The following is a 12,992-nucleotide window of genomic DNA, read 5'->3' as shown; positions in this document are numbered from 1 at the left end:
GGTGGCCTGCAACGGCCTGCACTCGATCGAGGAACGCTGCGCCCGATGGATGCTGCTCACCCATGACCGGGTCGGCTCGGACGAGTTCCCCCTGACCCAGGAGTTCCTGGCCCAGATGCTCGGTGTCCGACGCCCCTCGGTCACGGTCGTGGCTGGCATCCTGCAGCAGGCCGGTTTCATCCGGTTTCATCGCGGTCGGATCACCATCACTGATCGCCGGGGGCTCGAAAACGCCTCCTGCGACTGCTACCGGGTGCTCAGGGAAGTGTTCGACCGGCTCGTCTGACTGACGTGGTTCCCCAGTTCGGTGGACGTCAGTCCGCCATCAATCTGGTTCGGAGTTGGTCAACGGCTCGGAGGCGTTGAGCGATCTCCTCCTCGTCCAGCTTGGGGCTGTTGCGGAAGACCTCGGCCATCGCATCGAGTCGAACCATCTCTTGGAGGCGGAGGGCGTCGCGCACCTCGACGGGCCGACGTCGTAGTGCGCGATTGAATGCCTCTCTCGTCTCCGATGCCCGCCCGTAGCCGACCGTCTTGGCTATGGCAGCGAACGACTGCCCTGCGTTGCGAAGCTCGAGGACCTGGTCATCGCGACCAGACGTGTCCTTCTCAACTTCTGCGGATGTGTCGTTGTCCATTGCTGCCTCCCGGCGCCACTTGTCGTACCCGCAAGCCTGCGCGGTGCTTGGTCCAGACGGTGCCCTGACACCACGGCGAGGCGACAGACCTCAATTCGGTCCGGGAACACGTCCAGAGCTCGGCGCTCCCCCGTGACAGCGGGACGATGCCGCACCGCGACCCGCCACACATCGAAACCGAATACTGCACGCGACCTCATCGTCAATCGAGAAGAGGCGACAGGGCAGTCCGTCAGCAGAACTGCGGGGACACCCCTCCGAGGGGCGAACCTTTACCCTACCACCTCCGACGTCAAGGCAATGAAGCTCGACCGTGATGGCGCGGTCGCGGCGAGGTCGGGGGAGGTCGGTGGAGCCGATCAGCCGTGGGCTTGACCCGGATTCGTGACCCAGGCGAACGCCTCGGCCAGATCCAGGATCTCCTTGGCCCCGACCACCTGATTGCTCTGGGCCATGAGCTGGCCCAGAATGGCGCGCCGCACCTGAGCCTCCAGCACGTGCGACCCGATCGCCAACTCCCGGACCTGATCTGCAGAGGCGTCGTCAAGCACCGACCGGCTCCTTGTGCAACCGGCAGCGCTTCGTCGGGAACGCGGCCCTCGTGGTTCGAATGATCCGTTTCACGATCGGCCTCCTTGCTCGCCACCCGACGTTACACCTTTTGTACGCTACCGTACAGAGTTCGACAGAGCAGGGAACGTCGCTCCTCCAGCGGCCGCCGGCATCGTGGACCGGCCGATGCCGAGGTGGCTAAGAGCCGTCGCTGGCGACAGTGGCAACGTGACGGTCGAGCGCCGCAGCTCTCTCCGAGTCCTCGTAGTCCTCCTGACTCCGGACCCTGCCCCAGGACGTGCGAACCATGAGCACGGCGCGGTTGTTGTAGACGTCGCTGCCGTCAGCGCCCGGGATCCAGTCGTGGACCCGCACGGCCACCCGGGTGTCCCACGGGGGGCCGTTGACGAGAATGTCCTCGACCTCCATCTGGATACGGTTGTCGACGTACGTTCGCAGAAAAGTCTCGATCTCGGCGCGGCCCCGGTGAGTCGGGGATGGCTCCCGACCGGGCTGGGGGACGCGAAACTGACGGGCCCATGAGTTGTCTCCGGGAAACGTGAGCTTCGCCTCTTCGTCGAACATTGCCAGTGCGGGCCCGTAGTTTCCGTTGTTCAAAGCCTGAATGTTCCGACGAATCAGCGTTCGAACGGCGGCCTTGTACAGTGACGGAGCTCCCGCCACGACCGCCCCCGCCAGCAGCCTGGTGCGGAGCGTCATCGCTCTAGTCCCTCCTGGATCAGCGACCACGGGTTTTCGGGCCAAGTGTCGCGCGCAGGGGGGCACCGAACAAAGAGAGATGAGCGCATCTGACGCGCACGTCATCAATCTCGAGCTCTTGGAAGCCGGCGCTAGGAATGCAGCTCGGTGGCGGCGAAGTACCAGGTTAGGAAGGGCAACGCGCTTAGCTGGGAGCGACGATGGGCAGGATCACGCTTATGGTGGCTCGGGATCGCAGCCGGGGTCGTATGCGAAGTGCGATCTCGATGGCCGCGGTGATCGCCCTCGGTCTGACGGCCACTGCCGGCACCTCACCAGCGAGCGCCTCGGCAGCGACGGCGCCGGCTCCGACCTTCAGCGCCCACGGCAGCGCGGAACAGGTCTACGTGACCGGGCTGGCGCCCAGCGCGCAGATGTCGCTCGTCACGTCTGGTGGAAAGACGCTCTACACCCAGCACGCCGACTCTCTCGGCGGACTTGTGTTCCGCAACGTGCCCCCGGGCAGCGGCTACCGGGTGCGCCTGTACCCGAACGGAGCGGAGTCGGGGCCACTGACGGTGCAGTCCACTCGTCCGGCGCCCTGGGACCCGGGGATCTACAACCAGACGATCCCGGACAGCGGCTACACCTATCTCGCGACTCGCGACGGCACCCAGCTGGCGATCGACGTGCACCCACCGACCAGCCCCGCGGGCCTGCCGGGGCTGCCGGCCGGCTTCCCCGTCCCGAACGGCCCCGATTACGCCCCGCCGTATCCCACCCTGATCGAGTACTCGGGCTATGGGTACGCGGATCCGGCCGGCCCGACGAACGGCATCGCCGTGCTCGCCAACCTGATGGGCTTCGCAGTCGTCGACGTGAACATGCGCGGCACGGGCTGCTCCGGTGGCGCGTACGACTTCTTCGAGCAGCTGCAGAACCTGGACGGATACGACGTGATCGAGACGATCGCACACCAGCCCTGGGTCCTCGGCAACAAGGTCGGCATGATGGGCATCTCCTACGGCGCAATCAGCCAGCTGTTCACGGCGCAGCTCGACCCGCCGGACCTGGAAGCGATCTCACCGCTGTCGACGATCGACGCCACGGCGACGACGCTGTACCCCGGCGGCATCCTCAACACCGGCTTCGCGGTGGACTGGGCGGAGCAGCGCCAGAACGAGGCCCTCCCGGCCGGCCCCAACGGCGGCCAGAGCTGGGCCTACCAGCGGATCCAGCAGGGCGATCAGACCTGCAAACAGAACCAGGTCCTCCACGGGGAGGCCACCGACCTGCTGGCGAAGATCCGGGCCAACGCCCACTACATCCCCGAGGTGGCGGACCCGCTCGACCCGATCACCTTCGTCAACAAGATCAAGGTGCCCACGTTCATGGCCTGCCAATGGGAGGACGAGCAGACGGGCGGGCACTGTCCTGATCTCGCCGCGCACTTCACCGGAACGAATCAGAAGTGGTTCACGTTCACGAACGGCGCCCACGTCGACTCGCTCGATCCGTCTACGTTCAACCGCTGGTACGACTTCCTCGAGCTGTTCGTCGCCCATAAGGCGCCGATCGTGAACCAAGCGGCCAGCCGGGTCGCCGCCCCGGTCATCTACCAACAGGCGATGGGGGTCAACAACCCGGTCTTGCTGCCACTTGACCCGATCCAGACGATCCCCACCTACTCGGCGGCCCTGGCCGCCTACAAGGATCTCCCCGAGATCCGGGTGCTCTTCGACAACGGCGCTGGCAAGTCGCCGATCGGCACCTCGACGCCGGGCGACCCCTATCCGGCCTTCGAGCAATCGTTCTCGTCGTTCCCGATCCCTGGCACTACCGCCCGCCAGTGGTATCTCCAGCCCGCCAGCACTCTGGGGGAGCTGCCGCCCACGAGCAGTGGCGTCAACTCGTACACGTCGAACGCCAACGCCCTCCCACCTACCGACTACTCGGCCAACACCGGCGGGGGCGGCCTGTGGGCAAACGCCTCGGCCTGGCAGTGGAACTGGAACCAGAACCCGCCCGACACCTCCCTTTCTTACGTCTCGGCGCCGCTGACCACGAACACGGCCGTCATCGGGGCAGGAGCGGTCCACCTCTGGGTCCGCTCGTCGACGCCCGACGTCGACCTCCAGGCGACGGTCAGCGAGGTTCGCCCGGACGGCAAGGAGAGCTTCGTCCAGAACGGCTGGTTGCGGGCCAGCGAGCGCAAGCTCGACCACACCCAGAACAACCTGCTCGACCAGAAGAGCACCCTGCTCGAGCCCGTGCTCAGCATGAGAGCCGCTGATGCGCGGCCGATGCCGCAGGGACAATTCGTCGAGGTCGTGATCCCGCTCTACTACGAGGGGCACGTGTACCGCGCCGGGTCGCGCATGCGGGTGACGATCGCCGCCCCGAACGGCACCCAGCCGGTGTGGTCCTTCGGTCAGACCGAACCCCCGACGGGCACGGCGACGGTCTCGATCGCGTTCTCCAAGAACATGCCGTCTGGCCTCATCCTCCCGGTCGTCCCAGGCGTGAGCGTGCCGACCGGTCTGCCACCGTGCCCGAGCCTGCGAAACGAGCCGTGTCGGCCCTATCCGGCGTAGGTGTGGTCGAGCTCACGTAGCGCGGCTGGCGAGCAGGCAGGCTGCGAGACCGTATGATCGCGGCATGAGGTTGCAGGAGCTCGCCGGAAACGTAGCGATCGTGACGGGTGGTGCGGCCGGCATCGGTCAGGCGACCGCCGAGCTGCTCGCGGCCGAGGGAGCGAGCGTCGTCATCGCGGACCTCGACGAGGACCGAGGCCACGAGGTCGCCTCGCGAATCGGTGACGGTGCCGCCTTCTGGCAGACCGATGTGAGCGATGCGGACCAGGTGCAGGCACTGGTGGACTTCGCCGTCGAACGCTTCGGCGGCCTCGACATCATGTTCAACAACGCGGGAATCGGTAGCCCGCTCAAGCGGTTCCTGCCGGACGATCTCGAGGACTTCTCCCGCATCATGAGTGTGAACCTCTTCGGGGTGCTCGCCGGCTCGCAACGCGCGGCGCGGTACATGAAGGACAACGGCGGTGGATCGATCATCAACAACGCTTCCATCGCTGCCGTCAACGCGGGCGCCGGCATGATCTCCTACCGGGCCTCGAAGGCAGCCGTGGCCCATGTCACCAAGTGCATGGCCATCGACCTCGCCCCTTACGGCATTCGGGTCAACTGTCTCACACCGGCGCACATCCGCACGGGCATCACCACGTACGAGATGGGGCCGGTGCTGCGCTACATGCAACCGCTCGAACGAGAGGCGCGGTCCGAAGACGTCGCCAACGCCGTGGTGTTCCTTGCCAGCGAGCGCGCCGCGCAGGTCACCGGGATCGTGTTCCCGATCGACGGCGGTACGACCGCCGGACCGCCGTATGCGCAGACAAAGCTGATCATGTCGACGGCGAATCCGCCGGAGGGCTCGTCACCCAGTTCGTCGTGAACCTGGGCGATTCTTGGCCGCGCCGTCAGCTCACGGGGCCAGGTCCAGGTGAAGGTATTCGAGGCCACGGAGGAAGAAGGTCGGCAGGTAGTCGTACTGTCGAGCGCCTGCCGGACCATGGTGCTCGTCGGAAATCGTGATGTCTGTTGTCCGATCGAGGAAGCGGTTGATCGTCACCCGACCCTCGGCCCGGGCGAGCGGCGCCCCCGCACAGGTGTGGTTGCCATGCCCAAAGGCGATGTGCTGTCGGGCGTTCGCACGGTTGATGTCGAACTCGTACGGGTTCTCGAACACTCGAGGATCACGGTTGCAGGCACCGGGCACGAGCATGACCGTTCCGCCTGCGGGGATGTCGACGCCGGCGAGCTTGGTGGGGACGCGTGCCATTCGGAACTGCGTTCGGAGAGGGCTCTCGAGCCGAAGCGTCTCCTCGATGAAGTTGGGGATGCGGTCACGATCGTCACGGACGAGCTTCTGCAAGTCGGGCCGCTCGCCCAGCATCCGGAGCGCGAAGGAGAGCAGCCGCACCGTCGTCTCCTGACCGCCGGCGAAGAGGTTGGCGGCAATGAGCGCAGCGTCCTTCACTTCCGGCGTCGAGCCGTCCGGGAACGTCGCGGCGGCCAGGCCGGTCAGTACATCTTTTCGAGGCTTCTGGCGGCGATCCTCGATGTACTCGCTAAATCGTGCGTAGAGGAACTCGAGCGGCTTGTGAGCGATCTCCTCCTGGTGAACCGTCGACAGCTGATCCCGAAAGAGGGAGTGATCGGACTCGGGTACGCCCTCGAGGTCGGCGATGACGGTGAGGGTGAAGGGCTCCGCGTAGGCGCCGATCACCTCGCACGATCCCTCATCGGCGAACCCATCGATGAGGCGGTCGGCGAATAGCCACATGAATTCCTCGTTCTCCTTCAGCCGCTTCGGCGTGATGAGCCCCAACAGCAGGTGGCGATGCGCCGTGTGGCCCGGCGCGTCGAACGAAGGGAGCTGGTCGCTGAAGGGCAGCTCGTGCCGGTATTTCAGGATGATGTCACTGATGTCGTCGCCCACCACCGGCGCGGAGAATTTGACGAAGGGCCCGCTCACCACGTTGCACGATGAGAACGTCCCCGACGGCGGGTCATTCGGTGGAAACGACGCGGGGTCCGCATAAACCGCCATCGCCTCCTCATGACCCGTGATCACGAACAGGCCGTAACGAGCGTCCCGCCATACCGGGCCCTGCTCCCGCACCCAATCGAAGTAGGGGTAGGGGTCATCTTGAATTGATCGGTCGGTGAAGAAGTTGGCGTTCTCGAGCTCACTCATGGTTACTCTCAATCCGCTTCATGAGCCGGTGCGGTGCCCTCGGGTGGCGTGGCGAGCGGCGACGTACCCGAAGACCATCGTGTTGGCAATGCTCGCCCCGGGTCCGAGGTAGTGACGACCCATGACGGTGGCGGTGCCGTTGCCAGTGGCGTATAGACCCTCGATCTGCCGGTCGTCTTGGTCGACCACCTGAGCGTGTTCGTTGGTGACGAGACCACCGCAGGTGCCGATGTCACCCGGCACGACCTGGACGGCGTAGTACGGGGCTTCGTCGATCGGCCCGAGGCAGGGATGCACCTTGTGATTGGGATCGCCCAGCGCCCGGTTGTAGGCGGACTCGCCTCGCCCGTAATCGGGGTCGATGCCCCTCGCCACGTTCCCATTGAATCGTTCCACGGTGCTGGACAGACCCGACGAGTCGACGCCACAAATATGGGCGAGATCGTCGAGGGTCCATGCCTGCTTCAGCATCCCGCTCTCGAGCAGCTTGCGCGGGAACCGACCGGGGCTGGAGCGCTGGTGCGCGTAGCGCTTTCGATAACGATCGTCGAAGATCAGCCAGCAGGGGACCGCCCGGCTCGTCTTGTCGCGCGCGTACATCGCCTTGCCCACCTCCATGTACGAGTTCGACTCGTTCACGAAGCGCTGCCCGGCTGCATCGACGTAGATCGTACGAGGGCGTTGACGCGCCTGATCGAGGGTCGATTGCCCGAATCTCCCCGTTCGGGGAGATGGCAGCCACCACGCTTCGTCCATCAGGTCGGTCTTCGCGCCGAGTTGCACGGCAGCCTGGAGCACCTCGCCGGTGTCGCCCGGGTTCGAGATGGACCACCTCGCCCTGTTCGGTTGATCGCCCCCGTACTGCTCGCGCATCTCGCGGTTATGGGCAAAGCCGCCGGCGGCGAGCAGCACCCCCTGACGGGCGCGGATCAGCATGGGAGCTCCTGCTCGAACGGTACGAACGCCGACGACGCGACCGTCCTCGGCGATCAGGTCATCGAGCGGTGCTGCTGTCCAGACCGGGAGGCGACGGGCGATCGTGATGTTCAGGATCTGGGCGATCAGCGAGGCACCGTTCGTCAGCAGTGCCTGGCGTCGGAGTCGAGCGGCATAGGTTCGCAGCACAACGCGCCCGGAGACCGCGAAGGCCCGGATGCTCCGGTTGTAATGGGAGAGGGAACGTGCCTCGTTCGTCATCACGGCGAGACCGAGGCTCTGGGCCAGCCCGGGCTGCAGCTTCCCGAGCCATTCACCCAGCATTCGACCGTCGAACGGCACGGGCTCGATCCCCCGCCCCACGTCGTGGCCACCCTTTGCACTCGAGTAGTAGTCGCTGTAGCCGGGGCAGTGGACGAAGCGAACGCCGCGTTCCTGGAGGAACGAGATCATCTCCGGACCCGCCGTCAGGAACGCGTGTCGACGCTCCAACGAGGAGCCCGGTCCGACGTCGCCTACCACGGCTTCGAAGTGGGCCATGGCGTCTTCGTAGGAGTCCGGCACCCCCTCTGCTCGCATCACCGGGTTGTTCGGCACCCAGACGATCCCGCCGGACATGGCAGTCGAGCCGCCGACCCGCTCCTGCTTCTCGAGCACCACCACGCTCGCCCCAGCGTCGGCCGCGGTCAACGCGGCGACCATGCCTCCTCCGCCGGACCCGACGATCACGAGATCGACGGTGGAGTCCCACGTCGTCATGTCATGGCCTCTCTGGCCTCCCCACGAACTACTTCAGACTCGACGCAAGCTAGCAGGGTCTGTTGACGATTGCTACGACGCCGTAGTAATCTGCCGGGACCCGTCGAAGAGCGAAAGCGGGGCAGATGATCGCGAGCTCCAGGACGCTGACGTACCCATCCGAAGGTCTCGGCGCGCCAAAGGATCGACGTCCCGGTCGACTCGTTGACCACGGGCTGCCCGCCGGGACCGAGGTGTTCTCTGCCGACGACCACATCTCGTTGGCCGAGGACATCTTCTACGAACGCTTTCCCGACAGCATGAAGGAGCGCGCGCCACGCGTCATGAATGTCGATGGCGGGTGGGTGATCGGACTGGACGGGAAGTCGATCCTCGTGCCCGAGTTCATCGAGGTGCTGACACAGTACGACCCTGTGCCCGGGTCCCACACCGGCGACGTCGACGCGCGGTTGGCGGCGCTCGAGTCGGAGGGCATCTCCAAGGAGCTCGCGTTCCCGAACTCCCTTCTCGCCTTGTTCGGATGGCCGGACAGAGAGGTCCGCGAGCTCTGCTTCCGGATCTATAACGAGCACATAGCGGAGGTCCAGGAGCGATCGAGCAACCGGATCTTCGGGGTTGGCCTGATCAACTGGTGGGACGCGGAGGGGGCTCGGCGGACGGTGAACGAGCTGAAGGCGCTTGGGCTGAAGACGTTCCTCATGCCGCTTTCGCCGGGCAAGGACCAGGAGAAGCACCCGATTGACTACGCGAGCACCGCGATGCGGGGCGTCTGGGAGGCGATCGAGGAGGCCCAGGTCCCGGTCTCGCATCACATCGGCGAGAACCCGCCCGCGACGCCGAACGAGTTCAACGCGGTCAGCGTCGGGATGCTCCAGTCCATGGCACCGTTCCGCGACACCTTCGGCAAGTACATCTTCGGCGGCATCCTCGACCGACACCCCGGACTTCGCGTCGGGTGGTTCGAGGGCGGGATCAACTGGGTGCCCTCGGCCCTCCAGGACGCGGAGCACGTCATGGCCTCGTTTCAGCATCTCGCCAACCTGAAGGTGCAGCACGAGCCGGTGTACTACTGGGACAAGCACATGTTCGCATCATTCGTGGTCGACTCGCTCGGGCTCGAGCTGGTCGACCAGATTGGCGTCGAGCGGGTGATGTGGTCCACCGACTTCCCTCACAACGAGAGCACCTACGGGTACAGCGACGAGTCCCTCGGGACGGTCGTGGACGCAGTGGGTCCCGAGGTGGCGGCCGACATCGTCGACGCCAACATCAAGCGCTATCTCGGACTGGACTATTGCCCGCGGGGCTGATGGCATCCGAGTCTCCGACGCGGATCCCGCCGAGCGCGGATCTGGCTCGAATGCACCGGGAGCGGTTGGGCCGAGTTCGCGCTGTGATGCGGGAGCAGGGCCTCGACGTACTCCTGCTGCTCGGCAACACCAACGTCGCCTACGCGACCGGCGCGATCTGGCCTCTCGCCGACTCGGGCCGGGCGAACTTCGAGCAACCGGTCGCGCTTGTCCTCGGAGACGACGAGTGGCCGCACCTCTTCTCCCCCGTGCGGGAGGACGATCGCCTCCGCTCCGACCTGCCGGCCGATCACATCCATGGTCCCGTGTATCTCGACTTCGACGAGGGTGTGCAGCTGTTCGCGCAGCACATGGCCGATCTCGTGCCGCACAACGCTGTGATCGCGATCGACGAGTGGACCAACGCGCTGCGCCGCGAGCGGTCGATCCTGTTCGCGCCCGACGCACCGGTCGACGGGGGACGAGTGATCAGCAGGGTCAAGGCGACAAAGACACCGGACGAGCTGTCGTGCATGCGCGAGGGCCTGCGGATCACCGAATGTGCAATCGCCGAAGTGCAGGCGCGCCTCGCGCCCGGCGTCCGTCAGACCGACCTCACTGCGGCGTTCCTGCGCACAATCTTCGACGCGGGTGCGGATGCCAACATCCTCGACCCGATCTGGCAGGTAATGCCCTCTCGCATCGCCGACGGGCCATGGACGACCACCGGTGGTCTCGCGTGCCCGCTGCTCTCGACCGAGCGAGAGCTCGAAGAGGGCGATGTCCTCTGGGTCGACACGGGGATCAGCTACGCGGGGTTCCACTCCGACTTCGGTCGCACGTGGATCGTGGGACGCGAGCCGGACGCTCGGCAGCGCGCCCAGTTCGAACGGTGGCGAGCGATCATGGACGCCGTCCTCTCCGTCACCCGTGCTGGAGCAACCGCCGCCGACCTGACGGCTGCCGCGATGAATGCCGCCGGTGGGATAAAGCCGTGGATGCCCCACTTCTACCTCGGTCACGGTCTCGGCATCGATAGTGCCGAGATGCCGTATGTCGGGAGTGACATCGGCGAGGCGTTCGACGCGACGCTCGTCCTCGCCGAGGGAATGGTCCTGGTGCTCGAACCCATCGTCTGGGAGGACGGCGCTGCTGGCTACCGTTCCGAGGAGGTGCTCCTCATCACCGAGGACGGGTGGGAGCCAATGACCGACTACCCTTACGATCCTTTCTGAGCACCGAGTGAGTGTCACAGGAGTTCTCCCTGACGACACGGCCCTCCGGCTCGCCCGCCGGGCGCGCGTGCTCGCCGAGATGGAGGCGGCGGGCGTCGATCTGCTTGTCGTCGGAAGGGAAGGGAACGCGCGCTATGTGTCGGGTGCACCACGGCTGTGGACGGCCGGCTCGCGCGCCTTCGGCCCCGGCTGCGTGCTCGTGCGGGCGACCGGGTCGGTCCACCTGCTGAGCACCTGGGACGAAGGGGTCCCGGACGACATCCCACACGAGAACCTGTACGGGATCTCGTTCAACGCCATGAATTTCCTGAAGGCGCTCCAGGGCATCGAGAATGCCGCGACCACTCGGACCATTGCCACCGACGCCCTGGCGCCGTCTTCCGCTCAGCTTCTGCCGAAGGCGTTCCCGTCGGCCGAGCTCATCGACGGCGAGCCGCTGCTGCGCAGGGCCCGCTGCATCAAGACTCCCGAGGAAGTCGACGCCATCCGTGCATCGGTCGGCGTCGCTGAAGGCTCGCTGGGCGAGACCCTGTCGGCGCTGGCGCCAGGGGTCACGGAGCGCCAGCTTACGGGGGTGTTCATGGAGGCAATGGCGTCGGCAGGCGTTACCACCCCCGCAACGCAGGACGTGGCCTGGATCACGTCGCGGGAGCATCCATGGCATCGGTCGAGTCGAGACGCGCCGGTCAAGCCGGACGACTTGGTGGCGTTCGAGGCCGGGGTGATCCTGGGCGGGTACGTCGGAGAGCTCGGCCGTACGTATTCGATCGGCGATGTCGCCATCGACCGTGAGCTTTCCCGGCGCTGGAACGAGCTGTGGGGCCGGCTCCTCGCTGCATGCCGGTCTGGCTCGCCCCTGACCGGCCTCCTCGAGGCATATGAGGGCGCGGGGATCCCGCCACCCCCGATGCCGGTGGCGCGAGGGTTGGGACTCGGGTTCGACCTTCCCCTCGTGACCCACGCGCTACCGCGCACGGCTGCCGAGCAGCGGTTCGAGGAAGGCATGGTGCTGGCGCTGACCGCATACGTCTGGAAGGAGGGTGTCGGCGCCATGTACGGCCAGGAGCCGCTCGTCGTTACGGCGACCGGGCCGGAGCTGCTCTCGACGAACCCGTTCCGCGAGGTAAGGAGCCTGTGACGTGACCGAAGCCGATGTTCCACCGCCCGAGGAGATCATCCTCTACGAGAAGGATCCGAGCACCCGTATCGCGACCATCACCCTCAACCGCCCCGATCAGCTCAACATTCCGACGATCGCGGCTCGCAGGCGATACGCGGACCTCCTGTTCAAGGCGAGCATCGACGACGACGTCAAGGTCCTCGTCGTGCGTGGCATCGGCGATCACCTCGGAACCGGTGCCGATCTCGACGAGCTCATGGCGAAGCAGGCCAGGGGTGTGGCACTGCGCGAGGAATTCGGGCTCGAGGATGACGACGACGTCACGATGCCCAGTTCGCGCTCGTACCGCGCTGGGGCGTCGCTCCTGCACTGGTACGGCAATACGGGATCGGGGTGCCGCAGCCTCCAGGACTTCAAGAAGATCAGCATCCTCGAGGTCAAGGGCTACTGCTACGGCTGGCACTTCTACCAGGCCGGCGATGCCGACCTCGTGATCTCGTCCGACGATGCCCTCTTCGGCCATCCGGCCTTCCGCTATGTCGGCTACGCACCGCGCATGTGGCAATGGGCGATGACGATGGGTCTGCGCAAGTTCCAGGAGATGGTGTTCACCGGCCGGCCCTTCACGGCGGAGCAGATGTATGACTGCAACTTCGTGAACAGCGTCGTTCCCCGCGACGACCTCGAAGGGGAGGTGGAGAAGTACGCACTCGCCTGCGCCCGCACGCGCCCTACCGACACCGTGTTCATGCAGAAGGTGTTCTTCGAGGTGATGAAGCAGCACCAGGGCGAGTACATGGGCAGCCTTCTCAGTGCGTGGCTCGAGTCAATGGGCGGGATACTCCGGGATGACGACGACGGCAAGCGAGCAACGCTGAGCATGGAGACGATGGACGCCGGTCTGAACGTCGCGGTGAAGGACAACGACAGCGGGTTCCCCCCTGAGTGGCGGTTGAGCGGCTCCGGTCGCCGACGCCCCGAAACCGACTGA

Annotated in this window: 12 protein-coding genes; 7 read left to right on the top strand and 5 right to left on the bottom strand. The window is 65.9% G+C overall.

Annotation, left to right across the window (positions count from 1 at the left end):
* A partial coding sequence (locus VGF64_06295; GenBank protein HEY1634349.1) for a helix-turn-helix domain-containing protein occupies positions 1–286 on the top strand: 286 nt, incomplete at its 5' end.
* Positions 287–314: 28 nt separating this feature from the next.
* On the opposite strand, the gene VGF64_06290 is transcribed toward VGF64_06295, so the two are convergent.
* The 3 genes from VGF64_06290 to VGF64_06280 all read right to left on the bottom strand — a co-directional run bounded on the left by VGF64_06290 (position 315) and on the right by VGF64_06280 (position 1,910).
* Complete coding sequence (locus VGF64_06290; protein ID HEY1634348.1) at positions 315–638, bottom strand: hypothetical protein; 324 nt, start codon at positions 636–638, stop codon at positions 315–317.
* 359 nt (positions 639–997) lie between these two features.
* Complete coding sequence (locus VGF64_06285; protein ID HEY1634347.1) at positions 998–1,189, bottom strand: hypothetical protein; 192 nt, start codon at positions 1,187–1,189, stop codon at positions 998–1,000.
* Between the two features lie 199 nt (positions 1,190–1,388).
* Positions 1,389–1,910, bottom strand: coding sequence for a nuclear transport factor 2 family protein (locus VGF64_06280; protein ID HEY1634346.1), 522 nt, complete (start codon positions 1,908–1,910; stop codon positions 1,389–1,391).
* Between the two features lie 248 nt (positions 1,911–2,158).
* On the opposite strand from VGF64_06280, the gene VGF64_06275 reads away from it, so the two are divergent.
* Together VGF64_06275 and VGF64_06270 are read left to right on the top strand one after the other, a co-directional pair.
* On the top strand, positions 2,159–4,483 hold the full coding sequence (locus VGF64_06275; protein HEY1634345.1) for a CocE/NonD family hydrolase: 2,325 nt from the start codon (positions 2,159–2,161) through the stop codon (positions 4,481–4,483).
* Positions 4,484–4,547: 64 nt separating this feature from the next.
* Positions 4,548–5,357 carry an SDR family oxidoreductase gene (locus tag VGF64_06270; protein ID HEY1634344.1) on the top strand — a complete coding sequence of 270 codons (810 nt, stop codon included), beginning with the start codon at positions 4,548–4,550 and terminating at the stop codon, positions 5,355–5,357.
* 30 nt (positions 5,358–5,387) lie between these two features.
* Here VGF64_06270 and VGF64_06265 read toward each other — a convergent pair whose 3' ends face one another.
* Complete coding sequence (locus tag VGF64_06265) at positions 5,388–6,662, bottom strand: cytochrome P450 (GenBank protein HEY1634343.1); 1,275 nt, start codon at positions 6,660–6,662, stop codon at positions 5,388–5,390.
* An 18-nt stretch (positions 6,663–6,680) separates the two neighbouring features.
* Positions 6,681–8,357, bottom strand: a complete 1,677-nt coding sequence (locus tag VGF64_06260; GenBank protein ID HEY1634342.1) for an FAD-binding protein — start codon at positions 8,355–8,357, stop codon at positions 6,681–6,683.
* A gap of 125 nt (positions 8,358–8,482) precedes the next feature.
* Between VGF64_06260 and VGF64_06255 the strand changes: the two genes are divergently transcribed.
* The 4 genes from VGF64_06255 to VGF64_06240 are packed head-to-tail and all read left to right on the top strand — an operon-like array spanning position 8,483 to position 12,992.
* Positions 8,483–9,667, top strand: a complete 1,185-nt coding sequence (locus VGF64_06255; GenBank protein ID HEY1634341.1) for an amidohydrolase family protein — start codon at positions 8,483–8,485, stop codon at positions 9,665–9,667.
* The gene (locus VGF64_06250) at positions 9,667–10,881 is read left to right on the top strand and encodes a Xaa-Pro peptidase family protein (protein HEY1634340.1); all 1,215 of its coding nucleotides are present in this window, start codon (positions 9,667–9,669) and stop codon (positions 10,879–10,881) included. The genes VGF64_06255 and VGF64_06250 overlap by 1 nt, the downstream gene beginning before the upstream one ends.
* 7 nt (positions 10,882–10,888) lie before the next feature.
* Entirely contained in the window at positions 10,889–12,019 is a 1,131-nt protein-coding gene (locus VGF64_06245) for a M24 family metallopeptidase (GenBank protein ID HEY1634339.1), read from the top strand.
* Between the two features lies 1 nt (position 12,020).
* Complete coding sequence (locus tag VGF64_06240) at positions 12,021–12,992, top strand: enoyl-CoA hydratase/isomerase family protein (GenBank protein HEY1634338.1); 972 nt, start codon at positions 12,021–12,023, stop codon at positions 12,990–12,992.

This window comes from Acidimicrobiales bacterium (genome assembly GCA_036491125.1).
Taxonomy (GTDB): domain Bacteria; phylum Actinomycetota; class Acidimicrobiia; order Acidimicrobiales; family AC-9; genus AC-9.
This window is presented reverse-complemented; position numbering and strand designations above follow the sequence as displayed.